The organism is Actinoplanes subglobosus, from assembly GCF_042650585.1.
GTDB classification, from domain to species: domain Bacteria; phylum Actinomycetota; class Actinomycetes; order Mycobacteriales; family Micromonosporaceae; genus Actinoplanes; species Actinoplanes subglobosus.
In genome coordinates, this window is record NZ_JBHSBL010000005.1 from 94503 (window position 1) to 121368 (window position 26866).

General features: G+C 71.0%; 20 protein-coding genes. 8 read left to right on the forward strand and 12 right to left on the reverse strand.

The features are described from left to right. Window positions 1-164 precede the first annotated feature (164 nt). Window positions 165-857: a DUF4191 domain-containing protein gene (locus ACFO0C_RS04000; RefSeq protein ID WP_378065122.1), complete on the reverse strand. Its 693-nt coding sequence runs from the start codon at window positions 855-857 to the stop codon at window positions 165-167. 310 nt (window positions 858-1167) lie between these two features. Here ACFO0C_RS04000 and ACFO0C_RS04005 point away from each other — a divergent pair, with 310 nt between their 5' ends. Both ACFO0C_RS04005 and ACFO0C_RS04010 read left to right on the forward strand, forming a co-directional pair. Further along, window positions 1168-5094, forward strand: a complete 3927-nt coding sequence (locus ACFO0C_RS04005; protein WP_449190854.1) for an AAA family ATPase — start codon at window positions 1168-1170, stop codon at window positions 5092-5094. A 1073-nt stretch (window positions 5095-6167) separates the two neighbouring features. After that, window positions 6168-6404 (forward strand): hypothetical protein, encoded by a 237-nt coding sequence (locus ACFO0C_RS04010; protein ID WP_378065124.1) that lies wholly within the window; start codon window positions 6168-6170, stop codon window positions 6402-6404. A 507-nt stretch (window positions 6405-6911) separates the two neighbouring features. Here ACFO0C_RS04010 and lipA read toward each other — a convergent pair. Further along, window positions 6912-7874 (reverse strand): lipoyl synthase, encoded by a 963-nt coding sequence (gene lipA / locus ACFO0C_RS04015; RefSeq protein WP_378065549.1) that lies wholly within the window; start codon window positions 7872-7874, stop codon window positions 6912-6914. 314 nt (window positions 7875-8188) lie between these two features. Between lipA and aspS the strand changes: the two genes are divergently transcribed. After that, window positions 8189-9442 carry an aspartate--tRNA(Asn) ligase gene (gene aspS / locus ACFO0C_RS04020; protein WP_378065125.1) on the forward strand — a complete coding sequence of 418 codons (1254 nt, stop codon included), beginning with the start codon at window positions 8189-8191 and terminating at the stop codon, window positions 9440-9442. 19 nt (window positions 9443-9461) lie between these two features. Beyond that, complete coding sequence (locus ACFO0C_RS04025; protein ID WP_378065550.1) at window positions 9462-10592, forward strand: outer membrane protein assembly factor BamB family protein; 1131 nt, start codon at window positions 9462-9464, stop codon at window positions 10590-10592. 267 nt (window positions 10593-10859) lie between these two features. On the opposite strand, the gene ACFO0C_RS04030 is transcribed toward ACFO0C_RS04025, so the two are convergent. The 7 genes from ACFO0C_RS04030 to lpdA all read right to left on the reverse strand — a co-directional run bounded on the left by ACFO0C_RS04030 (window position 10860) and on the right by lpdA (window position 19750). Beyond that, window positions 10860-11024, reverse strand: coding sequence for a peptide ABC transporter substrate-binding protein (locus ACFO0C_RS04030; RefSeq protein ID WP_378065126.1), 165 nt, complete (start codon window positions 11022-11024; stop codon window positions 10860-10862). Further along, window positions 11024-11653: a lipoyl(octanoyl) transferase LipB gene (lipB, locus tag ACFO0C_RS04035; protein WP_378065127.1), complete on the reverse strand. Its 630-nt coding sequence runs from the start codon at window positions 11651-11653 to the stop codon at window positions 11024-11026. Before lipB ends, ACFO0C_RS04030 begins: the two co-directional genes overlap by 1 nt. 10 nt (window positions 11654-11663) lie before the next feature. Then, window positions 11664-13577, reverse strand: coding sequence for a DUF2079 domain-containing protein (locus tag ACFO0C_RS04040; protein WP_378065128.1), 1914 nt, complete (start codon window positions 13575-13577; stop codon window positions 11664-11666). A gap of 26 nt (window positions 13578-13603) precedes the next feature. Beyond that, on the reverse strand, window positions 13604-15478 hold the full coding sequence (locus ACFO0C_RS04045; RefSeq protein ID WP_378065129.1) for a DUF2079 domain-containing protein: 1875 nt from the start codon (window positions 15476-15478) through the stop codon (window positions 13604-13606). Between the two features lie 31 nt (window positions 15479-15509). After that, a complete protein-coding gene (locus ACFO0C_RS04050) occupies window positions 15510-16427 on the reverse strand; it encodes a TIGR01777 family oxidoreductase (RefSeq protein WP_378065130.1) in 918 nt (305 codons plus the stop codon). A gap of 85 nt (window positions 16428-16512) precedes the next feature. Then, window positions 16513-18321 carry a 2-oxoglutarate dehydrogenase, E2 component, dihydrolipoamide succinyltransferase gene (gene sucB / locus ACFO0C_RS04055; protein ID WP_378065131.1) on the reverse strand — a complete coding sequence of 603 codons (1809 nt, stop codon included), beginning with the start codon at window positions 18319-18321 and terminating at the stop codon, window positions 16513-16515. A 37-nt stretch (window positions 18322-18358) separates the two neighbouring features. Further along, window positions 18359-19750, reverse strand: coding sequence for a dihydrolipoyl dehydrogenase (gene lpdA, locus ACFO0C_RS04060; protein ID WP_378065132.1), 1392 nt, complete (start codon window positions 19748-19750; stop codon window positions 18359-18361). Between the two features lie 164 nt (window positions 19751-19914). Between lpdA and ACFO0C_RS04065 the strand changes: the two genes are divergently transcribed. After that, a complete protein-coding gene (locus tag ACFO0C_RS04065) occupies window positions 19915-20235 on the forward strand; it encodes a hypothetical protein (protein ID WP_378065133.1) in 321 nt (106 codons plus the stop codon). Window positions 20236-20256: 21 nt separating this feature from the next. Here the strand turns inward: ACFO0C_RS04065 and ACFO0C_RS04070 are convergent, their stop codons facing one another. Then, a complete protein-coding gene (locus ACFO0C_RS04070) occupies window positions 20257-21792 on the reverse strand; it encodes a leucyl aminopeptidase (protein WP_378065134.1) in 1536 nt (511 codons plus the stop codon). Between the two features lie 119 nt (window positions 21793-21911). Between ACFO0C_RS04070 and gcvT the strand changes: the two genes are divergently transcribed. Then, complete coding sequence (gene gcvT / locus ACFO0C_RS04075; RefSeq protein WP_378065135.1) at window positions 21912-23003, forward strand: glycine cleavage system aminomethyltransferase GcvT; 1092 nt, start codon at window positions 21912-21914, stop codon at window positions 23001-23003. A gap of 151 nt (window positions 23004-23154) precedes the next feature. Here the strand turns inward: gcvT and ACFO0C_RS04080 are convergent, their stop codons facing one another. Together ACFO0C_RS04080 and ACFO0C_RS04085 are read right to left on the reverse strand one after the other, a co-directional pair. Beyond that, on the reverse strand, window positions 23155-23889 hold the full coding sequence (locus ACFO0C_RS04080) for an adenosylcobinamide-GDP ribazoletransferase (protein ID WP_378065136.1): 735 nt from the start codon (window positions 23887-23889) through the stop codon (window positions 23155-23157). After that, a complete protein-coding gene (locus ACFO0C_RS04085) occupies window positions 23882-25747 on the reverse strand; it encodes a bifunctional adenosylcobinamide kinase/adenosylcobinamide-phosphate guanylyltransferase (protein ID WP_378065137.1) in 1866 nt (621 codons plus the stop codon). The genes ACFO0C_RS04080 and ACFO0C_RS04085 overlap by 8 nt, the downstream gene beginning before the upstream one ends. A gap of 83 nt (window positions 25748-25830) precedes the next feature. On the opposite strand from ACFO0C_RS04085, the gene ACFO0C_RS04090 reads away from it, so the two are divergent. Continuing rightward, a complete protein-coding gene (locus ACFO0C_RS04090; protein ID WP_378065138.1) occupies window positions 25831-26028 on the forward strand; it encodes a hypothetical protein in 198 nt (65 codons plus the stop codon). 10 nt (window positions 26029-26038) lie between these two features. Further along, window positions 26039-26860, forward strand: coding sequence for a site-2 protease family protein (locus ACFO0C_RS04095; RefSeq protein WP_378065139.1), 822 nt, complete (start codon window positions 26039-26041; stop codon window positions 26858-26860). Window positions 26861-26866: the final 6 nt, after the last annotated feature.

Sequence of the window (26866 nt, forward strand, 5' to 3'; positions counted from 1 at the left end):
AGGCTATCGCTCCGGACCGATCATGGAGGTCCTTGTCTCTCCGGAGGGAAGACCTTTGCGGGATACGGCCACACATGCACGCCTCGACATGACAACGGCAGCCTGCCCCGGTACTCGGGACGGACTGCCGTCGTTTCGGGGCTGCTCACCCCGTACCCCCTAGGTCAGCGAGGGCGCTGCTGCCGGAACGCGCCCTTGCTCGGCCGCATGTTCTTGGGGATCGCGCCTTTGGGCATCTGAGGCCGCGCCATCAGCGCGCCGAGCCGCTTGTCCAGCGCGTTGACATCCTTGCCGGTGAGGTTGCGCGGCAGGCGCAGCATCGTCGAACGCAGCTTGCGGATCGACAGCTGACCCTCGTCGGAGCCGATCACGTAGTCGTAGATCGGGGCGTTGCCGATCACCTTGACCAGCCGCTTCTTCTCCTGGCTGAGCAGGTTGCGGACACGCTGCGGGTCACCCTCGGCGAGGAGGATCACACCGGGCTTGCCGATCACCACGTGCACCATGTCGAACTGCGTGGTGGAACTCGCCGCCGGGCGGACCCGCCAGTCGCCGCGCATGTTCTCCATCAGCGAGGCGGCGGCGCCGGGCTGCCCCTCCATCCCGTTCATCATCGCCGTGTTGGACCGCAGATTGAGCACGATCAGCACGGCCAGCAGCGTGAACAGGATGCCGACCGGGATCCACAGCCAGCCACCCGTCAGGAGCACGATCGTCACGGTGATCGCGAGCGGGATCGCCACCGCGCCGATGACCAGCGGGACGAACCACTTGTCCTGCTTGGCGGTGAACGCGAACACCTGGCCGATCTGCTTCAGGCGCTCGCCGAACCGCACCTTCTCCTGGGGTTTTGCCATGCCCGGAAGTGTAATGGGGCTCAGGTACCTTACGGCGTCCCGGGGACCTCACGAGCCCTGAGTAAGGAGGGGCCGCCGGGAGAGATGAGGCGGCGTCCCCATGCCCGGGTGCCGCCTTCGGGCGAAGAGTCCCTCTCATGATTCCGCTCAGCGACCCCGGCACCCACCTCCAGCTGGCCCGTTACCGCATCGACGACATGCTCCGGGACGCCTCGGACCACCGTCGCGCCCGACGAAGGTGGCCACGCCGTCTCCGGCGCCGGCCTCTCACATCATGATCGGAGCGGAAAACCTGTCGTACACGCGTGGCATGCTCGACCTCATGACGGTGAGCGTGCACAGCACGGTCCTGGTCGGGCGCGATCCCGACCTGGCCGTGCTGCGTGAGGCCCTCGTGCGGGCCCACGGCGACGAGCCGACCGCCGTCCTGATCGGCGGTGAGGCCGGCGTCGGCAAGACCCGTCTCGTCGAGGAGTTCTGCCGCCCGCTCGACGCCCGCGTCCTCCTCGGCCAGTGCCTGGAGCTGGGCGAGGAGGGCCTGCCGTTCGCCCCGTTCGCCGCCGCGCTCCGTGAGCTGTGCCGCCGCGAGGGCCGGGCCGTGCTCGCCGGGCGGGAGGCCGAATTCGCCCGGCTGCTGCCCGAGCTGGGCCCGGCACCGGAGCCCGGTGAGGCCCGCCGGGGTCACCTGTTCGAGCTGGTCGGGGCACTCTTCGCCCGGCTCGGCGAGGAGCGCCCGGTCGTCCTGGTCATCGAGGACCTGCACTGGGCCGACCGGTCCACCCGCGACCTGATCGCCTTCCTGGTCCGCTCCGCGCGTGTGCCCAGGCTGCTGCTGATCGCCACCTACCGCACCGACGAGCTGCACCGCGGCCACCCGCTGCGGCCGTTCCTGGCCGAGCTGGAGCGGGCCCGCGGCGTGCAGCGCCACGACCTGGACCGTCTCGACCGCGACGGCACCGCCGAGCTCCTCGGCCACCTGCTCGGCGCCGAGCCCGACCCGCCGACCGTCGACGCGATCAGCCGCCGCGCCCAGGGCATCCCGTTCTTCATCGAGCAGTTCGCCACCTCCGCCGACCCGCGTTGCGGCGACATCCCCGACACCCTGCGCGACCTGCTGCTCTCCCGCGTCGACCAACTGCCCGACGCGACCCAGCGGGTGCTGCGGGTCGCCGCGGTCGGCGGCATCCGTTTCGGTCACGAGCTGCTCATCCGGGTCCTCTCCGGCGACTTCCGCTCCGCGGACTCTGCCGCCGGCCCTTCCTTCGGTGGTGGGTCCGCGGTTTCCGCCGGCGGTTCTTCCTTCGGTGGTGGGTCCGCGGTTTCCTCCGGCGGTTCTTCCTTCGGTGGTGGGTCCGCGGTTTCCGCCGGCGGTTCTTCCTTCGGTGGTGGGTCCGCGGTTTCCTCCGGCGGTTCTTCCTTCGGTGGTGGGTCCGCGGTTTCCTCCGGCGGTTCTTCCTTCGGTGGTGGGTCCGCGGTTTCCGCCGCCGGTTCTTCCTTCGGCGGCGGTTCCGCGGCCGCTTCCTTCGGCGCGGGTTCTTCCGTCTCCTCCGCCGACCCTTCCTTCGGCGGCGGCGGCTCCTCCTCTTCCTCCGCCTCCTCCGCTACTTCCTCCTCCGATGCCCCTTCCAGCAGCCCTTCCACGAGCCCTTCCTTCGGTGCTGGCCCTGCCGTCTCCTCCTTCGCCGCGCCACCCTTCGCCGCGCCACCCTTCGGCGCTGCCTCCTTCGACGCCGTCTCCTTCGGCTTCGACGAGATGAAGCTGGAGTCCGCGCTGCGGGCCGCTGTCGCCGCCCAGCTCATCGTCACCGATCCGGATGGAGGCTACGAATTCCGGCATGCCCTGGTTCGTGAGGCGGTCCACGACGATCTGTTGCCCGGCGAGCGGGCCCGGTTGCATGCCCGCTACGCGCAGGCCATCGAGTCCGAGCCGCACCTGGTCGAGGCCGACCGGGCCCCCGCCGAGATCGCCCACCACTGGTTCTCCGCCCGCGACCACGCCCGCGCCCTGGTCGCCGCGCACCGAGCCGCCGACGCGGCCGGCTGTCGTTACGCGTTCGCCGAGCGGGCCCGCCTCCTCGACCGCATGCTCGAGCTATGGGACCTGGTGCCCGACCCGGCGGCCCTGGTCGGCGCCGGGCATCTCGACCTGCTGGAGGAGGCGGCACTCGCCGCCATCGACTCCGGTGATCACATGCGCGCCCTCACCCTGACCCGGGTCACCCTCGCCGACCTGGACTTCGAGGCCCAGCCGGTCCGCGCCGCCCGCCTGCTGATCCGCCGGGCCAAGCTGCTGCGCAACGCCGGCAAGAGCGACGGCGCCGCCGAGGCCCGCGAGGCCTACCGCCTGCTCACCGGTGTGCCCCGCGACCACACCTGGCTCAAGCTGTTCAGTGACGTCGTCTACGTCCTCTCCGCCGTCGACGATCCCGACGCCGACCGGATCGCCCAGATGGTGCTCACCGCCGCCGCCGACCTGGGCGACGAGGCCGCCCAGGTCGCGGCCGAGATCACCTACAGCAAGGTGTGCAGCGGCCGTCTCCCCGCTGCCGGCAGCGTCCCCGCCATGCGCCGTTCCGTCGACCGCAGCCGAGCCTCAGGCGACGTCCCCAACCTGGCAGCCGCCTTGGTCAACCTCTCCGACGCCCTGTTCGAGCTGGGCGACTACACGGCCTCCGCCGAGGCAGCCGCCGAGGGCGTCCCGTTGGCCGACCGCGTCGGAGTCAGCCGCACCACAGGCGTCTACCTGCTGGCCAACCACGCCGAGGCCTTGATGGCCCTGGGCCGCTGGGACGAGGCCGACATCCTCCTGGCCCAGGCGGCCCGACACGACCCACCCGGCACCCTGGCGCTCCCCGGCTTGCGCCTCCGCGCACGCCTACGCCTGGCCCGAGCCCACGACGGCGCCGCCCCCGTCGTCACGCAGGCGCTGACATTCCTGGCCAAGCCGTTCCTGACCCAGGAGGCCCGCATCTCCCTCCTGGAACTGCGCATCGTCGCCGCCCTCACCACAGGCGACCTACCTTCCGCCCGAGCCGCAGCGACAGCCGCCCTCCACGACGAGTCCCTCATCGACCGCCCCCGCTACAGCTGGCCAGTCCTGACCGCCGCAGCCCGAACCCTCCCACCCCCACTCGCCGCCACCCTCGAGTCTTCGCTCGTCGCCGCTTCCGAGTCTTCGTTCGTCGCCGCTTCCGAGTCTTCGTTCGTCGCTACTTCCGAGTCTTCGCTCGTTGCCACTTCCGAGTCTTCGTTCGTCGCTACTTCCGAGTCTTCGCTCGTTGCCAGTTCCGGGCCCTCACTCGTTGCCCCGTCCGAGTCCTTCGCGCCTGCCACCTCCGCGCCCGCCGCGACTTCGGAGCCCGCAGCCTCCGCGACTGCCGCCACCTCCGCGTCCGGCGTCGTTCCCGCGTCCGCGGTCATCTCGGCCTCGACCGTTATCTCTTCGCCTGACGTCACCCCTTCACCCGCCGCTGTCTCATCGCCCGGCGGTGCCGCCGGCTCTTCGCCTGCCGTTTCGTCCGCTGCGGACCCCGAGGCTGGGCCTGCCACCAACCTTCAGCCCTTGTCCGCGGCGGGGCCCGAGCCGTCGCGGTCCGATGCCGCAATCCTCCAGTCCTCGTCTGCTCTTCGGTCGCAGGCTGCGGCAGCCCGTCAGGCCTTGGCTCTGCATACCGCCGGGTCTGGGGCAACAGCGAGCGGTCTGGAAGGTGCGATCCGGGCGTTCGCCGCACTCCTGCCACAGCGCTATCCCGCCGAGCGCGCCTACGCCGCACAGCTAGCGGCCATCCTGGACGGCGGTGCCGAGCGCTGGCAGGCAGCGGTCGAGGCGTGGCGAGAAGACGGACAGCCCTTCCAGCTGGCCGGTGCCCTCCTAGCCTTGGCCGAGGCGTCCGCGGCCGACCGTCCCGCCGCCACCACGGCCCTCACCGAAGCTGCGGCCCTGGCCAATGCTCTCGGGGCCCGCCCACTGTGCGAGGCTGCCGATGTCTTGTCCCGCCGCCTGGGCATCCGTAAGTTCGCAGCCCCCACCGCCGCCACCGACCTGCTGACAGCCCGTGAACGCGAGGTACTCCTCCTGGTAGCCGAGGGCCACAGCAACGGCCGTATCGCCGAGCGCCTGTTCATCTCCCCGAAGACGGCGAGCGTCCACGTCTCCCGGATCATCGCCAAACTGGAGGTGACCAACCGGGTCGAGGCCGCAGCCGTCGCCCACCGACTCGGCTACCTCGACGCCTGACCCCGCGCATCGTTCACCGCCTCGACGCCTGACCCCGCGCATCGTTCACCGCCTCGACGCCTGACTCTGCTGGCGCCCACCGATTCGGTTACTCGACTCCTGACCTCGCCGTTCGTCGTCGCGCGTTCTCACCCACGATGCGTTCCACAGTCTCGCCCGCGCTGCTTTACGTTTGTCGATGACGCCTGGATATGGCGGGTCGTGCGTCAGTTTCATGCGTGGTACGCAACGAGGGATCGCTTCTGGCGCCCCGATTCCATCGGCGAGGGTTCTGCACGGGACCCACCGAGACGTCGTCTGAACAGCTGAGCGGCCATGGGCGGGATTCCGCGCGATGACCATGGCAGCCTTCTCACCAGAGTTTGCGAACTACGAACCACCCTTCGCGGCAGGCACCACCCTTCGCGGCAGGCACCACCCTTCGCGGCAGGCACCACCCTTCGCGGCAGGCACCACCCTTCGCGCCAGGGGCCGGAGGCTGGCACGGCGCCCGGCTGCTCGTGCTGTACGCCCACCATCCAAGGTGCGGCGAGTGCGAGGCCAGGTCGCTTACCAGGGCATGGTCACCGCTGTGGGACGGCGTTGCGAGCACCCGGACGTCTGCCTGGGCGCGATCACCGGCCTTCGGGTGGCGGTGGGGGTGCCCTGTTGTTGTTTGGGTGCGGTTGTAGTCCTGGGGTGGCGGTGTGGGCGCCCGGTGGCGGATTCGGGCGCGATTATCGGCCTTCGGGTGGCGGTGGGGGTGCCCTGTTGTTGTTTGGGTGCGGTTGTAGCCCTCGGGTGGCGGTGTGAGCACCCAGAGATCGGTCTGGGTGTGGTTATCGGCCCGGGGGAGGCGGTGCAGGTGCGTTTGTGCTGGTGGGTGCGTTGCTGGGCGCCCGGTTTGGTGGTGGGGGTCGGGGTTGTTGAGGGTGGGGAGCGGTGTTCGGTGGGGGATCTTCGTGGGGTGGAACTGGCGGCGGTTGGTGGTGGGTGGAAACGCTAATGGCGGGCGGTGGGGGTCCGATATTGGGGGCCGAAGCACAGGAGGGCGTCTTGCCTGACCTGAGCATTTCGTCCCCCGGAGGCAGATGATGGATACCGCAGTCGAGGTGAGTTATGACGTCGTCGGCATGCTGATGGGGCCGGACTCACTGGTGCCGTGGTGGGCCTGGCTGGCTCCGCTCGCCATGATCTTCCTGAAGCTTCTTTCGCCTGTGCTGGTTCCTGAGGTTGCTGAGTCCCGGTGGGGCTCAGAGCAGGGCGGCAAGGACAGCAAGAATGGCAAAAAGGGTAAAAAGGATAAGAAAGCCGCTAAGAAGAAGAAATAGTTTGCGCCAGACCGCTTGCCACGAGCCCCACGCCGATTTCGGTGTGGGGCTCGCGCTTTCCCGCGAAGGTTCCGAAGCCGAGGGTGCCGTGTAGCCGAATTCAGAGTGGCCGAGCCCGGGGCAGCCGAGGTACAGGGTGGCCGGGGTGCGGAGCGGGCCGGGTGTGGGGTGGCTGGGTGCAGAGTGGCCAGGCTTGGGGTGGCCGGGCCTGGGGCGGCCGAGGTGCAGGGTGGGCGGGGTGCGGAGCGGGCCGGGTGTGGGGTGGCTGGGTGCAGAGTGGCCAGGTATGGGGGGTGGCCGGGTGCAGAGCGGTCGGGGCTGCAGAGTGGCCGGGCCCGGGAGGCCGAGATGCAGGGCAGCCGGGTACAGGGCGGCCGAGGTGCAGGGCAGCCGAGGTGCAGGGTGGCCAGGGGTTTGGAGCGGCCAGGACTAAGGCGGCGGCTGGGGGCAGACTGGCTGTGTGGGGAGGGGCCCGGGCGCCGTGGAAAGGGCGCCCGGGATGGGGCGTCAGCCGCGGGCTTCGAGGGCCTGCTTGTAGAGGCGGCCCGCGCGGTAGGACGAGCGGACCAGCGGGCCGCTCATCACGCCGGCGAAACCGATCTGCTCGGCCTCCTCGCGGAGCTCGACGAACTCCTCCGGCTTCACCCAGCGCTCGACCGGGTGGTGCCGTGGGGTGGGACGCAGATACTGAGTGATGGTGATCAGCTCGCAGCCGGCGCCGTGCAGGTCGCGGAGTGCCGAGGACACCTCGTCGCGGGTCTCGCCCATGCCGAGGATCAGGTTGCTCTTGGTGACGAGGCCGGCGGCGCGGGCCTGGGTGATCACGTCGAGGGAGCGCTCGTAGCGGAAACCGGGGCGGATGCGCTTGAAGATGCGCGGCACCGTCTCCAGGTTGTGGGCCAGCACCTCGGGTGTGGCGCCGAAGACCTCGGCCAGCTGGGCCGGGTCGGCGTTGAAGTCGGGGATCAGCAGCTCGACGCCGCAACCGGGCATCAGCTTGTGGATCTGGCGGACCGTCTCCGCGTAGAGCCAGGCGCCGCCGTCGGGCAGGTCGTCGCGGGCGACACCGGTGACCGTGGCGTAACGCAGGCCCATCGTGGCGACGGACTCGCCGACGCGGCGCGGCTCGTCGGCGTCGAACTCGGCCGGCTTGCCGGTGTCGATCTGGCAGAAGTCGCAGCGGCGGGTGCACTGGTCACCGCCGATGAGGAAGGTGGCCTCGCGGTCTTCCCAGCACTCGTAGATGTTGGGGCAGCCGGCCTCCTGGCAGACCGTGTGCAGGCCCTCTTTCTGGACGCGGCCGCGCATCTCGGTGTACTCAGGGCCCATCTTGGCCTTGACCTTGATCCACGGGGGTTTCCGCTCGATGGGAGTCTCGGCGTTGCGCGCTTCGATGCGCAGCATGCGGCGGCCCTCGGGAGCAATAGTCACACCCCGAAGATACGCCCGCACAGGCCGGGCACAGCGCAGGGGCGACGAGGCTCACGTGACCATTCGTGTGAGGGCGGTCACCCATAATTCAGGAGAATGCCGCATCGGTGACTGTTAGCGTTCCCGGCACGGCGATGATGGGACCGAGTAACGCTTCGATCCGCCGGCCGAGAGAGCCACCCGGTAGCTGTGAGGGGTGGCCCGTGCGCCGGAGCGTGAAGACACCCCGGAGCCGCAGCACGACAAAGAGGCGCCCGTGAATGACGGGCGCGAAGGTGCGGTGGTACCGCGAGGATCCCGCTCGCCCGCACCTCCCTGGGGCCGCGTTGCAGTCACCAGAGGAGGTCACCGCCATGCAACGCATCCTCTCCACCGAACTGGCCGGGCAGGAACCGGGCCGGGAAGTCACCGTCGCCGGGTGGATCCATCGCCGCCGGCTGCTCAAGTCGGTCGCGTTCCTGGTCGTCCGGGACGCCGGCGGGTTCAGTCAGGTGGTCGTCACCGAACCGGAGACCCGCGAACAGCTGGAGCGGCTCACCGAGGAGAGCGTCGTCGAGGTGACGGCCGTGGTCTCCGCCAACGAGCAGGCGCCATACGGAGTGGAGCTGACGTCTCCGTCCATCCACGAACTGAGCCGGGTGGCCGTACCCCTGCCGTTTGAAATGCATCGACCCGCGCTGAACGCCGGGCTTCCGGCCCAGCTGGACCACGCTGCTCTTGCTCTCCGGCATCCGAGCCGGGCGGCGGGCCTGCGGGTCGCGGCCGCCGCGACGAAGGGGTTCCGGGAGGCGCTGGAGGCGCAGCGGTTCGTCGAGATCCACACCCCGAAGATCGTCGAGTCGGCGACCGAGTCCGGGGCGAACGTGTTCAAGATCGACTATTTCGGGCGGCCGGGCTATCTGGCGCAGTCGCCGCAGTTCTTCAAGCAGTTGATGGTCGGCGTGTTCGAGCGGGTCTACGAGGTGGGGCCGGTGTTCCGGGCCGAGCCGAGTGACACCGCGCGGCATCTGGCGCAGTACACGTCGCTGGACGCGGAGATGGGTTTCATCGCCGACCACCGGGACGTGATGGCCGCGCTGACGCTGACGATCAAGGGGATGCTCGGCGAGATCGGCACCGCGGTCGAAGCGCCTGACGAGATTCCGGCGGTGCACTTCAGTGAGGCGCTGCGGATCGCCGGGGCGCCGGAGGACGAACCCGACCTCGCCCCGGCGCACGAGCGGGCGCTGGGGGAGTGGGCGCTGCGGGAGCACGGTTCGGAGTTCGTGTTCGTGACCGGCTACCCGATGCGGAAACGGCCGTTCTACACCCATCCGGACCCGGCCGACCCGACCTGGTCCAACGGGTTCGACCTGCTCTTCCGTGGGCTGGAGATCGTCACCGGCGGGCAGCGGCTGCACCGGTACGAGGACTACGTCGAAGCCCTCACCCGGCGGGGTGAGCCGCTCGAACCGTACGCCGGCTATCTCGACGGATTCCGTTTCGGCATGCCGCCGCACGGTGGCTGGGCGATCGGCCTGGAGCGGTTCGTGGCCCGGCTGACCGGGATCGCGAACGTCCGGGAGACGACGGCCTTCCCCCGCGACCTCAACCGGATCGCGCCGTAGGCAGCACAATGCCGTAGTGATGATCGATCTCGACCAGGTCGCCCCACCGGCCCGTCCGGCACCGCCGTCGACACGTGTGTTGCCGGCGGTGCTGGTCGTCCTGCTGGCGTTCCTGCTCGGGCCGTCCGCGCCGGTGCCCGGGGTGCGGAACCTGATCGAGGTAGCCGCGACCGCCGGCCCGTCCGGGACGTGGCTGCTCACCGGCACGACGCTGTACAGCACCCAGGCCCGGACGGGCGGCCGGATGGACGTCGTCGCCTGGTCGCTCGACTCCGGGAAGGCCCTCTGGCAGCGGGATCTCGACTGGTTCGCCGGGATCCCGGCGCTCACCGAGGTCGGGCCGGCGCTCGTCGTGTCCGGAAACGACGACACCCGGATCCTCGACGTCCGGACCGGCGAGGATCGGGTCGACCCCCGGACGTACTCGGTGGCCCGGATGGCCGGCGACCGGATCGCCCTCTGGGACGGCGCGACCGGGATCCTGGCGTTCCACGACCCGGCGACGGACCGGACCGTCTGGAGCCGCGATCTGCCGGACCCGCCGCACGCGGTCGCGGCCACCGGCGGCCATCTGCTGATCGTGACCGATTCCGCCGTCTACGCTCTCGACCTGCGCGACGGCCGGACGGACCACTACACCGACCAGGCCGTCGCGGCCGGCGGGACCCCGGTAGTCCGGGTGATCGGCGGCCGGGCCTATCTGCTCGGGGACGACACGGTGACGATGGTCGGCGTCGACGCGAGGTGGACCGTCCCGGTGCTCCTGCCCCGGGCGGCGGTGCCGTGCGGAACCCTCGTCTGCGTCTCCGGCGGGCCCGGCCTGTCCGCGATTGATCCGGTCGATGGGCACGTGGTCTGGGCCAACACCGACTGGATCGGCGGCGAGGACGGGATCGTCCGGACCGCCGACGGCCGCGCCGTGCTGATCGACCCGGGCACCGGCGCCGACCGGCGGGACCTCGGGCACGGTCTGCCCGTCGGTGACCTGCTGATCCGTCCCGACGGTGACGGACTCAGCGTGGTCGAGTGGGCGACCGGGCAGGTCCGCGGGCGTCTCCCCGGCGCCACACCGAGCGGCTGCCGCCGCAACGGCGAACACCTCGCGTGCCAACAGGCCGGCGGTCAGGTCAAGGTGTGGAGACTTTTCTGATCGTACGGCCACGGCGGGTCACGGGCCTACACCGCGACGGGGCTGCCCGCTCCCGGCCGACGAGCGACCGCCGGGCTGAATGCGACGGTCACCGTCAGAGCGCGAGCCGTCGATGAGACACCGGAAGCGGTCGCGATCACAGGTCCGGGCGACGGCTGGTGATCTGACGGCGACCACCGCATCCGGCCCGGAACCCGCGCTGCGGCCCGGACCACGGACCGCAGCGCGGGGTAGCCCGGGACTCAGCGTGGCCGTACCGGAAAATGTCTAGAGGAAGACCGCGACGGTGACCACCGTGACGATCACGAAGGGGATCACCGTCGTGCACAGCAGGATGGCCCAGGCGATCGGGTGACCGAAATTGAGCACCACGCTGCCGTTGGGCCGGGGAATGAAGACCCGTTTGTCGCGCGGGTTGCGGTAGAGGGCCATCAGAGCAGGGTGGCGAGGTGGCGCTCGACGACCGGCAGGACCTCGGCGACCGTGACCGGGCGGCCGACCTCGGCGCTGAGCGAGGTGACGCCGGCGTCGCGGATGCCGCACGGGATGAACAGGTTGAAGTGGGACAGGTCGCAGTCGCAGTTGAGCGCGAAGCCGTGCAGCGTGACGCCGCGCGACACCCGGATGCCGATCTGGGCGATCTTGCGGTCGAGCCCGCCGTCGGTCGCGCGGACCCAGGCGCCGCTGCGGCCCTCGACGCGCTCGGCGACCACGCCGAACTCGGCACAGATGTCGATCAGCATCTGCTCGGTCCGCCGGACGTAGGCGACCACGTCGACCGGCTCGGGCAGCTTGAGGATGGGGTAGCCGACGATCTGGCCCGGCCCGTGCCACGTGATCCGGCCGCCGCGGTCGACGTCGACGACCGGGGTGCCGTCGAACGGGCGGTCGGCCGGCTCGGTGCGCTTGCCGGCGGTGAAGACGCTCGGGTGCTCCAGCAGGAGCACCGTGTCCGGCTGGGTGCCGGCGACCACGCCCTCGTGGAGTCGCTTCTGCTCCTCCCAGGCCTCCAGGTAGTCGACCAGGCCGGGACGCAGGACGGTCAAGGTGGAAGAGGTCACGGCCGCAAGCCTAATCCTCTTCCCACTGGTCGACCGGATCCACTCCGGGACGGATGCGCCACACCAGCACGTCGTCCACCTGTTCCGGCTCACCCAGCAGATCGGTGGTGACGTTCACCAGGGCGTCCCGGTTGAGGTTGCCCCGAGGGCCGGTCAGCTCCGCGGGCAGGAAGATCGCCTCGAGTTTCCAGTAGACGAAGTCGACCCGCGCCTGGGCCCGGTCGAGGTTCGTCAGACTCGGCATCTGACCCCACCGGGCGGCCCGGTAGAACAGCTTGTCGGTCGCCCGGTCCGGCGCGCCGACCCGGCCCACCAGGTGCCGGCCGGTCTCCGCGTAGTCCTGCGGGCCGAGGAAATAGCCGGCCGGGATACGGAACTGCTTGTCGCCGCCGCGCGCCATCGTGTACGCCTGCCAGCGCATGCTGTCGACCGCCACGTCGATGGAGAGCGGCAGCGAGGTCATCACCCCGCCGTCGGAGACGTAGTCACGCCAGTGGCCGCTGGAGATGAAGACCGGCTCGGCCGACCGTTGCAGGGTGCGCAGCGGCAGCGGGGCGATCGGGGCGAGCGCCGCGACGATCGCCACACCGAAGGCGATCCGCCCGATCCGGCTGCGGATCAGGCTCTCCCGGCGGCGCACCACCTCGTCCGCCAGCATCGCGATGACCAGCGCGAAGATCACGACCACGACCAGCGTGTAGCGGACCGGCAGCGCCGAGTCGAACAGGGGGACATCGGTGAGCAGCGCGTACAACAGCGGGATGTCGTGGTGCTCGTCACCCAGCAACCGCAGCCGCGGGCCGAGCGAGAGCAGGAAGAAGACCAGCGCGACGACGGCCAGTGCGCGCAGTGTGATCCGGCGCTCCGGCGACGACCGCTTCCACAGCAGGCCCAGCGCCACGAGGAACAGGATGACCAGTGGGGCGCCCAGGAACGAGGTGGCCTCGGTCGGGTTCGGTGCCAGGTCGGCGCCCCAGCCGAGGGCGCCGGCCATCGACCGCAGCGGGAACGCCACATAGGAGATGAGGTCCTCGGAGTAGTACCGCATCTTGAAGCCGGTGCCGGAGAACTTGAGCGGACCGTTGAAGTGCATGTACAGCGGCCACGCCAGCAGCGAGCCGGCGACCACCGCGGTCACGCCCAGCGATGCCAGCACCGGGCCGATCGCGGTCCTCGCCTCCCGCAGCCCCCGCCGTGACAGCAGCCAGACGAGCAGGAAGAGGCCACTGGCCTGGGCGGCGAAGAACAGCGCCTCGGCGGCGACCGAGAAGCCCATGGTGCAGAGCAGGCCCAGGACGATGCCGTTGCGCAGCCAGTGACCACGCTCCGGAAGCTTCAGCACCCACCACGCGACGATCCCGACCATCCAGCCGGACGTCCAGTTGAGGTGACCGTTGGCGTGCGAGACCAGGCCGGGGGAGAACCCGAAGAGCAGGCCGCCGACCGCCGCCGCGAGCCCGCTGCGGACCAGCCAGCGGCGCAGGAACAGGTACCACACGAAGGCGGAACCGGACAGGTTCAGCGTCAGGACGGTGGCGAACGTGACCTGCGGCCCGGCGAAGTGGGTGAGCGGCGCGAACACCACGGCGTAGAACGTGCTCGACGTGTTCATCGCCAGGTTGACGCCCTGCGGCGAATTCAGCAGGTCGGTGAAGAACGGATTGCTGAGGTGCTGCAGCAGGTAGACGCCGTACGACAGCATCCACTCGAACTGGCCCTGGTCGCTGACGTTGTCGGCCACCACGTTCCGGTCGGTGGCCGCCCACAGGCCCTGGGTCACGTAGACGGCGGCGGACAGCGAGACCAGCGCCATGGTCAGGTGGGCGAGCCAGGGGACACGCCTCCGGGGGCCCGGCGCGGCGGGTTCGTCGTCGGTGGACGCGGTCGTCAGGTCCGTTTCCGGGGCGGGCGCGGCGATCGTCACGTCGCGGAGGTTATCCAGCCCCGAACTCATCGGGTGATCGGGTCCACGCCGGGACGGATGCGCCACACCAGAACATCGTCCACCTTCTCCGGTGGGCCGAGCAGATCGGTCGCGGTCACCAGCACCGCGTTACGGAACAGGACCATGTGGTCGGAGCCGGTGATCTCCTCGGGCAGGAAGAGCGCCTCCACCTGCCAGTAGTCGAAGTCGGCGCGCGCCTGGGCCCGGTCGGCCTCGCTCAGCTCGGTGACGTAGCCGTACAGCGCGGCGCGGGTGAACAGCCAGTCGGTCGCCAGCGGGGGCGCGCCGATCCGGCCGATCTGCTCGCGGCCCTCCTCGCCGGTGGTCATCGGGCCGAGGAAGTAACCGCCGGGGATGCGGAACTGCGGGCCACCACGGGCCATCGTGTACGCCTGCCACCGCTGCCCGTCGGCCGTCACGTTCAGCGCGAACGGCAGGGCGGAGATCACCCCGTTGTCCGACACGTACCGCTGCCAGGTGCCCTGCGAGATGAAGGCCGGCTCGGTCGCCCGCTCCTGGTGCCGCACGGGCAGCGGGAAGATCGGCAGCAGCGCCGCCACGATCGCCGCGGTCATGCCGGTGTGCGTGGCCGCCGTGACCCGCCGCTGGTCCAGCAACTCCTGGGTGACCAGGGCCAGCACGATGCCGAAGACGGCGGCCACCACGAGCGCCAGGCGCAGTGGCAGGGCCGCGTCGAAGAGCGGCAGGCGGGCGAGGATCGCGTACGGCAGCGGGATGGGCAGCTCCGCGTCCATCCAGTTGAGCCGTGGCCCCAGCGACAGCACCAGGAAGAGCCCGCCGACGACCATGATCGCCCGCAGGGTGGCCCGGCGGCCCGGCTCGGCCCGGCGCCACACCATCACCAGTGACACCACGATCAGCACCACCAGCGGCACGCCGAAGAACGACGTCTCCTCGGTCCGGTTCGGGCCGAGGGTGGAGCCGAGACCGAACAGCGCGGCCAGCGAGCGACTCGGGAACGACAGGTAGGCGGCCGCGTCCTCGGCGAAATAGCGCTGGTTGAACCCCGTCCCGGAGAACGTCTGCGGGCCGGAGAAGTGCATGTACAGCGGGTAGGCGAGGAGGGCTCCGGCGACGACGGCGGTCACGCCGAGCGCCTTGAGCACCGTGGCGGCGGCGGCTTTCGCCTCGGCCCGCACCGGGCCGGACAGCGCCCAGGTGATGACGAAGATGCCGCTGGCCAGGGCGGTGTAGAACAGCCCCTCGGCGGCGATGGTGAAGAACGCGGCGAGCATCAGGCCCAGCACCAGGCCGTTACGGAACCAGCGGCCCGGCTGCCGCAGGCGCAGCACCTGCCACACCACGAGCGGCGCGACCCAGCCTGCCGTCCAGTTCAGGTGGCCGTTGGCGTGCGAGATGAAACCGGGCGCGAAACCGCAGAACATGCCGCCCAGCCCGGCCGCGAGCGGGCTGCGGACCAGCCAACGCTGCAGAAACAGATACCAGGCGAAAGCGGACCCGGCCAGGTTCAACGTGAGGATGGTCACATAACTGACCTGAGGTCCGGCCAGATAGGTCAGCGGGGCGAACAGGATCGTGTAGACCGAGATGGACGTGTTCGCCGCCAGGTTCACCCCCCACGGCACGTTCATCAACTCAGTGAAGAACGGATCCGAGCCGTGCCCGATCGTGTAGACGCCGTAACCCAGCAGCCACTCGAAGAAGGCCTGGTCACCGAGGTTGTCGGACAGGCCGTTGCCGAACGGGTCACGCCACAACCCGTTCGTCACGTAGACGGCGAGGCCGAGAGCGAGCAGAGCGACGGCCAGATGGGCACGCCAGCGCCGGGCGCGGGACGGCTCCGGTGGCTCGACGGGCGGATCGGCGGACGCGGCGGGGGCGGGGGCGGCGACGGACATCAGCCGCAGGTTAGCAAGAAAGCCTGTAGCCCTAGCCGGTCATCGCCGGTTCGGGACGGAGTGCCGCGGTGAGAGCGTCCACCATATCGGGGTACGCCCACGCGAACCCGGCATTGGCCAACACTCCGGGCATGATCCGCTGACTGCGCTGCGCCTCACCGGCCAGCTCGCCGATCACCAGGTCCAGCACCGGCCCCGGCACCGCGAGCAGGGCCGGCCGGCGCAGCACCCGGCCCAGGTCGCGGGTGAACTCGGCGTTCGTCACCGGCTTGGGCGACACCATGTTGACCGGGCCGGCGATGTCGTCCCGGCTCAGCAGGAACTCGGCCGCGGCCAGCCAGTCGGCCAGCGCGATCCACGCCATCCACTGCCGGCCGCCGCCGATCCGCGCGCCCGCGCCCAGCTTGAACGGCAGCAGCAGCGGCTTGATCAGCGAGCCGCCGGCGTCGATCGTCGGCGCCGTGCGCAGGATCACCACCCGGGCACCGGCGTCCTCAGCGGGACGGGCCGCGGCCTCCCACACCCGGCACAGGTCGGCCAGGAAGGTGTTCCCCGCCGGGGCCTCCTCGGTCACCGGCTGGTCGCCGGTCTCGCCATACCACCCCACGCCGGAACTCTGCAGCAGCGTGCGCGGCCGGTCGCCGTCGGGCAGCTTGCTGATCGCCCGGGCCAGGGTGTCGGTGGTGTCGATCCGGCTGGACCGCAGCACCCGCTTGTAGGCGGCCGTCCAGCGACGGTCCCCGACGTTCGCCCCGGAGAGGTTGATCACCGCGTCGGCGCCGGCCAGCGTCGCCACGTCGAGACGCCCCTGCGCGGGGTCCCAGGTGGCCTCGTCGGGCCGCTCGGCGGGCCGACGGACCAGCCGGACGATGTCGTGGCCGCTGAGCCGCAGCCGGTCGGCGAGCCGCGTGCCCAGAAATCCGGACGCCCCGGCCATGACGATACGCATGAGCTGACTCTTTCCCGAGAATCGCACGATCCAAAACAAAACCGGGGGGTACGCCGCAACGGCGCACCCCCCGGCCCTATGACACCTACAGGCCCAGGTCAGCCTCGAAGTGCCCGGCCTCCAGACGCTCCTTGAGCGTGCCGAGGAAGCGGGCCGCGTCGGCGCCGTCCACGATCCGGTGGTCGTAGGAGAGCGCCAGGTAGACCATCGAGCGCGGCACGATGATCTCGCCCAGGTCGGGGTCGTTCACGATCACCGGGCGCTTGACGACCGCGCCGAGACCGAGGATGCCGACCTGCGGCTGGTTGATGATCGGCGTGTCGAACAGCGCGCCCCGGCTGCCCGTGTTGGTCAGCGTGAAGGTGCCGCCACCGATCTCGTCCGGCCCGATCTTGTTGTTGCGGGTGCGGTCGGCCAGGTCGGCGATCCGCTTGGACAGGCCGGCCAGGTTGAGGTCGCCGGCGTCCTTGATGACCGGGACGACCAGGCCCTTCGGCGCGTCCACCGCGATGCCCAGGTGCTCGGCGCCGTGGTAGGTCACGGTGCCCGCCTCGACGTCGATCGAGGAGTTGACCACCGGGTGCTGCTGCAGCGCCTCGACCGTGGCCAGGGCGAAGAACGGCAGGAAGGTCAGCTTCACGCCGTGCTTGGCCTGGAAGTCGGCCTTCGCCTTGTTCCGCAGGTTGGCGATCTTGGTGACGTCGACCTCGACGACCGTGGTGAGCTGAGCGGAGACCTGGAGCGACTCGACCATACGGCGGGCGATCGTGGCGCGGATCCGGGTCAGCTTCTCGGTACGGCCGCGCAGCGGGCTCGGCTCCGCCTTGGCCTTCTCCGCGACCGGGGCAGCCTTCTCGGCCGAGGCTGCCGGGGCCGGAGCGGGCTTCGCCGCGGCGGCGGCCTTCTCAGCGGCGTCGATGACATCCTGCTTGCGGATGCGGCCACCCACACCGGTGCCGGACAGGGTGGACAGGTCCACGCCCTTCTCGGCGGCCAGCTTGCGGACCAGCGGCGTCACGTAACCGGCGTCGCCGGCCCCGTTGGACTGGACCGCGGCCGGGGCCGGAGCGCTCTCGACCTGCGGCGCCGGGGCGCTCTCGATCTTCGGCGCGGGAGCCGACTCGACCTTGGGCGCCGGGGCCTGCTGCGGCGCGGGGGCCTGCTGCGGCGCGGGGGCCTGCGGCGCCGGGGCGGCGGCCGGCTTCTCGGGCTCCGGGGCCGGGGCGGCGGCCGGGGCGCTGCCCGGGGTGCCGACGATCGCCAGCACCGCACCGACCTCAGCGGTCTCGTCCTCGGCGACCTTGATCTCCAGCAGGGTGCCGGCGACCGGAGACGGCAGCTCCGTGTCGACCTTGTCGGTGGAGACCTCGACCAGCGGCTCGTCCGCCTCGACGGTCTCGCCGACCTGCTTGAGCCAGCGGGTGATGGTGCCCTCGGTGACGCTCTCGCCGAGCGCCGGCAGCTTCACCTCGGTGCCCTCCGCGGCGCCACCCGACGGGGCGGACGCGGCCTGCGGGGCGGACGCGGCCTGCGGGGCCGGGGCCTCCTCCTCGACCGGCTTCTCGGTCGACGGGGTGACCGGGGCGGCGGGCTCCGGCTCGGCCTCGGCCTCGGCCTGCTGCGCCGGGGCGGGCGCGGACGAACCGGTGTCCTCACCGTCGCCCGCGATGACGGCCAGCTCGCTGCCGACCTCCGCGGTCTCGTCCTCGCCGACCACGATCCGCGAGAGGATGCCCGCGGCGGGCGACGGGATCTCCGTGTCGACCTTGTCGGTGGAGACCTCGAGCAGCGGCTCGTCCGCCTCGACGCGCTCGCCCTCCTGCTTGAGCCAGCGCGTCACGGTTCCCTCGGTGACGCTCTCACCAAGCCGCGGCATGGTTACCGATGTCGGCATCTTTTCCCAAACTCCCTAAAGCGAAAGAACGATCAGATCAGCTGTGCGCGTGCAGCGGCTTGCCCGCGAGCGCGAGGAAGGCCTCGCCCAGCGCCTCGTTCTGCGTCGGGTGGGCGTGTACGAGCTGGGCGACCTCCTCGGGGAAGGCCTCCCAGTTGGTGATCAGCTGGGCCTCGCCGACGAGCTCGCCGACCCGCGCGCCGACCATGTGGACGCCGACGACCGGACCGTCGTTGACCCGCACCAGCTTGATGAAGCCGGCGGTCTTGAGGATCTGGCTCTTGCCGTTGCCACCGAGGTTGTAGTTGTAGGTGGAGACCTTGTCCGCGCCGTACTGCTCCTTGGCCTTGGCCTCCGTGATGCCGACCGACGCGACCTCGGGGTCGGAGTAGGTGACGCGCGGGATGCCCGCCTCGTCGATGACCGCCGGGTTCTTGCCGGCGATCTCCTCGGCCACGAAGATGCCCTGCTGGAAGCCGCGGTGCGCGAGCTGCAGGCCGGGGACGATGTCACCGACGGCGTAGATGTTGCCGACACCGGTGCGCAGGCGCTCGTCGACGATCACGAAGCCCCGGTCGAGCGTGATGCCCTGCTGCTCATACCCCAGGTTGGCGGTCGTCGGGCCGCGGCCGACCGCGACCAGCAGGACCTCGGCCTCCAGGGTCTCGCCGCCGGCGATGGTGACCTTCACACCGTTCTCGGTCTTCTCGACCTTCTCGAACGGCTTGCCGACCTTGAAGTTGATCTTCCGCTTGCGGAAGGCGCGCTCGACCTGCTTCGAGATCTCCTCGTCCTCCGCGGCGACCAGGCGGGGCAGGGCCTCGATGATCGTCACATCGGCGCCGAACGACTTCCACACGCTGGCGAACTCGACGCCGATCACACCGCCACCGAGCACGATCGCGGACTGCGGCACGCGGTCCATCTTGAGCGCGTGCTCGCTGGTCAGCACCCGGGTGCCGTCGACCTCCAGGCCGGGCAGCGAACGCGAGTAGGACCCGGTCGCGAGGATCACGTTGCGGCCGGTGTAGCGCTGGCCGGCCACCTCGACGGTGTCCTTGCTGACGAGCTTGCCCTCGCCCTGGACGATCGTGATGTTCTTGTTGTGGCCGAGCAGGCCGGTCAGGCCCTTGTACAGCCGGCCGACGACACCGTCCTTGTAGGCGTTCACGCCCGCCATGTCGATGCCGACCAGGTCGGCCTTGACGCCGAACTGCTCGCTCTCGCGCGTCTGGTCGGCGATCTCCGCGGCATGCAGGAGGGCCTTCGTGGGGATGCACCCGCGATGCAGGCAGGTGCCGCCGAGCTCGGCCTTGTCGATCAGCGCGACCTTGAGGTCGAACTGAGCGGCACGCAGGGCGGCCGCATAGCCACCACTACCGGCGCCGAGAATGACGATGTCGAAGGTTCCGCCGTTGGGCTGGCTCACGTTGACTCCAGTGGTCGCATCGTCTCCGGTGTGGGTCACACAATGGAAACGGTCACAGTCCCGTCACCGACATCTTGTCACTTCTCGACCCGGTCAATGCAGTCAGGTGCCCCACGACACGTCGGTCCGACGTACCCTTGCGGGATCGAACGCGAGGAGGAGCAGTGGCTTGGTTTCGGCGGCGTCCCCGGGCCAGTGGACCCGGCGGCCGACAGGTCAACCAGGCCGATCTGGAGCATCTTACGCAATTCTTCCGCACCAAACAGGGTGTCGAGGGATTCATCGAGCCACAGACGACAGTGACCGAGACCACCCTGTTGCTTGTGGCACACGATGGCGAATGGACCAGGCGGCGAATCGGCTCGCCGGACGTCGCGTGGAAATTCGCACACCAGCTCAGCATGCCCATTTATGACGTGAAGCTGCTCGGCTATCCACAGCGGATGCGCGATTACAACGAACGGCAGCGGGGCCGCCCGGTCTGAGCCGGGCGGCGCCCGCCGCTGTCAGGAGAGGCCGTCGACCAGCTCGAGGAAGGTGCGCACCGGGATCCCCGTGCCACCCTTCGTCCAGTAACCGTTCGCCTCACCGGTGTGGTAGCTGGGGCCGGCGATGTCGATGTGCGCCCACTCCACGCCCTCGGCGACGAACTCCCGCAGGAAGACACCGCCCTGGAGCATGTGACCCGCCCGGTCCAGGTTCGCGTTCGTCTGGCAGATGTCGGCGATCTCCGACTCCATGCCCTTGCGCACGTCGTCCGGCAGCGGCATCCGCCAGGCCGGCTCGCCGACCGCCTTGCCGGCCGCCTCGACCAGCGCCGTCGCCTCGTCCGAACCCATCAGGCCGGCGATCCGCTTGCCCAGCGCGATCACCTGCCCGCCGGTCAGCGTCGACGTCTCGAACAGGTAGTCGGTGCCGTCCTCGCAGGCCCGGGTGATCGCGTCGGCCAGCACCATCCGGCCCTCGGCGTCGGTGTTGAACACCTCGACCCGCTTGCCGCCGTACATGGTGATCACGTCGCCGGGACGGTACGCCGAGCCGGACGGCATGTTCTCCGCGATGGCCAGGTAACCGGAGACGGCCACCCCCGGCTTGAGCTGGGCGATCGCGATCATCGTGGCGGCGACCGCGGCGGCACCCGCCATGTCCGACTTCATCTCCCACATGCCGGCGGCCGGCTTGATGCTGACGCCACCGGTGTCGAAGGTGATGCCCTTGCCGACGAGCGCGACCCGCTTCGGGTTGGCCACCCCGGACGGCGTGTAGGTCAGCTTCACCAGTCGCGGCGGGGCCTCCGAGCCCTGACCGACCGCGACGATGCCGCCGTACCCCCCGGCTTTGAGCTGGTCGAAGTCGAGCACCTCGACGCCGAGGCCGGCCTCGGTGGCGGCCGCCGCCACCTGGTCGGCCAGATCGGCCGGGCGCAGCGCGTTCGGTGGGGTGTTCACCCAGTCCCGGGTGAGGCGCACCGCCTTGGCCACCACCGCGGCCCGGCGCAGCTCGGCCGCCGCCGCCTCGTCGGACGCGTCCGCCACGTGCAGGCGCAGCTCGGCGACCGGTTCACGGCGGCCCTTCTGCGGCTTCGTCTTGTAGCCGGCGAAGCGGTAACCGCCGAGCAGCGCACCCTCCAGCACGGCGCGCAGCACCGGCGGGGAGTCGACGTCGTCGGGCACCGGCAGGGCCAGCACCACGGTGGCGCTGCCGGCCAGGGCACGGACCGCCGCGCCGGTGCCCCGGCGCAGCGTCTCCAGATCGGGGGCGGGGCCGTCCGGCTCGGGGCCGAGGCCGACGGCGACCAGCAGCGGCGCGGCGATGGTGCCGAGGGTGGCCAGCTTGGTCACCTCGCCGGCGGCTCCGGTCGCGCCGAGCAGAGCCAGCGTCGAGATCAGCTTGCCGTCGAAGGCCGCGGCGATGCTCTCGGCGCCCGCGGCCGGCAACAGGCTGCCGTCCTCGTCTGGCTGGCTGTGCAGGCCGATGACAATCGCATCGACCGCCGATTCGGCCGGGTCGGTGTCGACCAGGCTGAGGCTGGGCTGGGTCACTCGGACTCTCCGGACGTCTGGGCCGGAACGGCGCCGGTGGGCGCGCTCCCGGCTATTGGGAAAACGGTGTTGTCCCCGCGACTCTAAACAACCCCAAGGTCAACGGTAAGTTGAGTCTCATGTCTTCGGCGCCCCTTCAGTCCCCACTGCATGATCGTCACGTCGCGCTCGGTGCGAAGTTCGCAGCGTTCGGCGGGTGGGACATGCCGTTGGAGTATGCCGGGGGAGGCGTCCTCAAGGAGCACGCCGCGGTGCGTGAGTCGGCCGGTGTCTTCGACGTGTCGCACCTGGGCAAGGCCCGGGTCCGGGGTGCCGGGGCGGCCGCGTTCGTCAACGCCTGCCTCACCAACGACCTCGGCCGGATCGCCCCCGGCAAGGCGCAGTACACGCTGTGCTGCGACGAGTCCGGCGGCGTGGTCGACGACCTGATCGCCTACCTGCACGACGACGGGCACGTCTTCCTGATCCCCAACGCGGCGAACACGGCGGAGGTCGTCCGCCGCCTCACCGGGGCCGCGCCCGCCGGGGTCACCGTCACCGACGAGCACCGCGACTTCGCGATCCTCGCCGTCCAGGGCCCGCGGTCCGCGGAGATCCTCGACACCCTCGGGCTGCCCACCGGCCACGGCTACATGTCGTTCGCCACGGCGTCGTTCCGGGGCGCCGAGCTGACCGTCTGCCGGACCGGGTACACCGGTGAGCACGGCTACGAGCTGGTCACCGGATGGGACGAGGCAGCCGCGGTGTGGGACGCGATCATCGGCGCCGGGGTGCGCCCGTGCGGCCTCGGCGCCCGCGACACGCTGCGCACCGAGATGGGCTACCCGTTGCACGGCCAGGAGCTGAGCCTCGACATCAGCCCGGTCCAGGCCCGCTCCGGCTGGGCGGTCGGCTGGGACAAACCGGCCTTCTGGGGGCGATCGGCCCTTCAGGCCGAGAAATCCGCGGGTCCGCGACGGCAACTGCGAGGCCTGGAGCTCACCGGCCGCGGCATCCCCCGGGGACACATGCGGGTGTACGCGGGGGAGACTCCCGTGGGCGAGACGACCAGCGGCACGTTCTCCCCGACGAAGAAGGCCGGGATCGCCCTGGCCCTCATCGACACCGCGGCCGGCCTCGCCGACGGTGACCTGGTCGACATCGACATCCGGGGCCGCCGCACCGAGGCCCGCCTGGTCAAGCCCCCGTTCGTGACGACATCGGTCCACTGACGGTCCCGCCCGGCTCACACCGCTGTCCCGAGCCGCCCGAGTCGGCACCGAAAGGCTCCGGCTGGTTCTCACGGCTGTCTCGGCGCGTGGAGACAGCGGTGACGACCACCTGGTCTTGATCTGGTCAGGACAGGGTCTGGTCTTGATCTGGTCAGGACAGGGTCACGACGACGAGCGTGAGCGTCACCGCCAGCTCGACGGCCGCACCCAGCACGTCACCGGTGATGCCGCCGAATCGCCGTACCGCATGCCGCAGAATCAGCACCACCGCGAACAGTGAGAGAGCGACGGCGGCCGGCCCCTGCCAAGGGCGGCCCGGAACCGCGGCAAGCGCCACGCCCCCGACGAATGCCGCGCCCGCCGCCAGCGCGGTGAACGGCACTGTGGACGCCACCATCGCGCCCAGGCCGTCCGGCCGGGCCGGTGGCACCCCCCGGCGGCAGGCGACGCTCACCGCGAGCCGTCCGGCCGCCCAGGCCGTGACGACGGCCCACGGCCCGGCGGCGGTGAGCGCGGCCGACTGGACGAGGACGGTGGCACAGAGCGCGACCACACCGAACGGGCCGATGTCCGGCTTCTTCATGATCTCCAGGGCGGCCGGACCCGACCGGTACGACCCGAGCGCGTCCACCGTGTCGGCGAGCCCGTCCAGATGCAGCCCGCGGGTCAGCAGAGCCCCCGCCGCGACGGTGAGCCCGGCCGCGACCAGCTCCGGCGACCCGGCCGCCCGCAGCCCGGCGTGCAGCCCGGCCAGCGCCAGCCCCAGCAGCGCCCCCACGACCGGCGCCACCGACATCGCCACCGCCGCGGTGGACCGGTCCACCCGGCCCGCCCGCAGCGGCAGCACGGTCAGCGTGGTGACCGCCAGCCGGACCCCGTCAAGCACCCCACTCCGTGCGCGGGCTCAGCGTGTTGAAGGCCGCCGTGTTGAACGGCAGATCCGGCCCGTCCTCGTCGGTGTCCTCGTCCTCGTCGTCGTCCTCGTCCGCGGAGGAGTCGTCGAGGCCGTCGTCGCCGATCTCGCCGAGCATCGCCGGGTGCACCGGCAGCGCCGACGCGAGCCCGATCGCGGTCCGCAGCACCGGCAGTACCGACAACGCGTTCGCACCCTCGCCCAGGTCGAGCCCCACCTGCAGCACCGGCGTCAGCCCGAGCACGTCGGCACCCTGCTTGACCAGGGCGAGCGTCCCCACCTCCGGCAGCAGGCACCAGTGCCGGGTCTGGCTTGCCAGGTCGCGGGCGACGAGCCCGGCGGCGATCCCGAGCGGGCCGTCGACCAGCACCGGGATCCGGCGGGCCGCGGCACCCAGCAGCAGGCCGGTAGCGACCGCGATGTCCAGGCCGCCGACCTGACGCAGCACGTCGACGGCGCCACGCGGCTCCTGCCGGATCCGGTGCATCGCGTCGCGGACCGCGGCGCAGCGGGCCATCCAGGCGGTGTCGTCGTAGCGGGCACCCGGCACCTGCACCCGCGGCAGCGTGGCGACCGGCTCGGCCCCGGTCGTCGCGGCGAGCACCGCTGTCGCGGCGGCCTCGACACCGGCCGAGATGCCGGCGAGCACGATCACGTCCCGGCCGGCGTCGGCGGCGCCGTCGGCCAGTCTCCAGCCGTCCCGGAGCGCGGCCTCGACCTCACGCTCGCTGGTGACCGGGCCGTCCTCCATCGCGCCGGTGACCGGGGTGCGCTGCACCGAGATGTCGGCGCCGGCCTGCCCGGCGAGCCGGCCCAGCAGGCCGGTCCCGAGCTCGGCCTCGGCGATGCGGCGCTCCACGTCGGCGGTGTCGGTGCCGGCCACCGCCCCACCGGTACGCCGCCCGCCGATCACCACCACCCGCACACCCGTCCAGGCGTGCGGGGTGACCGAGCTCTGGGTGGCCGCGGCGAACTCGACGGCCTCGCTGAGCGCGCCGAGCCCGCCGCCCGCCAGGTCGAGCCGGGACAGCCGCTCCCGGGCGTCCGGTCCGGCGTCGGCGCTGGGCAGCGGCAGGTCCATGCCCGGCTTGATCTCGGTGAGCCCCGACGAGACCAGCGGCAGGGTCATCGTGGCGCCGCTCAGGGCGCCGACCGGCGCGGGCTCCGGCTCCGGCTCGACGACCGGGGCGACCACGGTGGGCGGCGGCGGTGGCGGGGGAGCGGGCGTCATCGGGGTGGGCACCGCGATCGGCCGGGAGGTGACCCGCGGCGCCACGATCGGCTCGGCGTGGCCCTTCAACCAGGTCGTCTGCCCGGCGACCACGAGCGCGACCGCGTCACTGGCCTCGGCGAGCGCCTGGTTGGTGGTGCCGAGGGCATCCGCGAACGCCCGCCCGACCGGCGTCACCGGCACCAGCGACAGGCCGACCTCGGGGCTGACCAGCACGACCCGGGCCGCCGTCGCGCGCAGGGCGTCGGCGAGCGCCGTCACGTCGGCCTCGTCGTCGTTGGGCTGGCGGGCCGGGTTGAGCACCGCGGCCACCCAGCCGCCCAGGTCGTCGACGAGCAGCGTCTCCTGCGGGCCGGCCTGGCGCAGCAGCTCGGTGAGCGCGGCCGGGTCGGCGCCGGTCTCCTCGGTCGTCCAGGACTGTGGACGGCGCCGCTGGTGCGCCTCGATCCGGCCCTGCCACTCGGGGTCGTCGTCCCCGCCGACCGCTGTCGCCACATAGCGCACCGAGGGGGCGCCGGAGATGAGCGACTCGGCGAACCCGGACTTGCCGGACCGGATACCACCGAGCACCAGAACCGTGTTCCACCGATCTTCGGACATGCCCCGTACCTTAGAGCCGGGTCGCACACGCGGACGCCGTAGGGTGGAAGCCCACCGAGGTACTGACGTGAGGGGGCGGCTGTATGCCGTGGAGTTGGCGGTACGAGGACGTCGACGGCAAGCCGGTCGACGGCCCGGACGAGTCGTTCAGCAGCCAGGCCGACGCCGAGTCCTGGATCGGGCAGGAGTGGCGGCAGTTGCAGTCCTCCGGAGTCGGCACGGTCACCCTCGTCGAGGACGACCGCGTCGACTACCAGATGAGCCTGCTCCCGGCGGAGTGAGCAGGTTGCCGTGACGTACGAACCGGTCTACACCCGCACACCGCGCAACGCCTTCGTGCCGAGCCCGGTCTTCGTCGGCATCGTCGCCGTCTTCGTCGTGACCGGCGTGATGACCTGGACCAATTTCGGCAACGTCGGGTTCGACGTGTTCCTGTTCGTGATCTCGGGCTGGATCATCTCGCTCTGCCTGCACGAGTACGCACACGCCGTCACCGGCTACTTCTCCGGTGACCTGACCGTCGCCGACCGGGGCTACCTGCGCCTCAACCCGTTGAAGTACACCCACCCGCTGCTCTCCATCGTGCTGCCGGTGATCGTGGTGATCCTCGGCGGCATCGGCCTGCCCGGCGGCGCCGTCTGGATCGACCACCGGTACATCCAGAGCAAGGTGAAGGACTCGCTGATCAGCGCGTCCGGCCCGCTCACCAACGTGGTGCTCGCGGTGATCGTGGCCATGCCGTTCATGCTCGGGCTGGCGCCCGAGGTGGTGGTGACCGGCCTGGGCCAGGCCGCCCTCACCGACGACAGTCACGTCGCCTTCTGGGCGGCTCTGGCCCTGCTCGCCTTCCTGCAGGTGACCGCGAGCGTGCTCAACTTCCTGCCGGTCCCCGGCCTCGACGGGGGCAGCATCATCTCCCCGTGGTTCAGCCCCGGTTACCAGCGCGCGTGGAACGCGATGGCGCCCTGGGGCTTCCTGGTGCTCTTCCTGCTGCTGTGGCAGACCCAGGTGGGCGACTGGTTCTTCACCTTCGTCGACTGGCTGGCCGGCCTGCTCGGCATCGACTCACGCCTGTACGCGACGGGTTTCGGCCTGATGCGGTTCTGGGAGTGAGCGGAG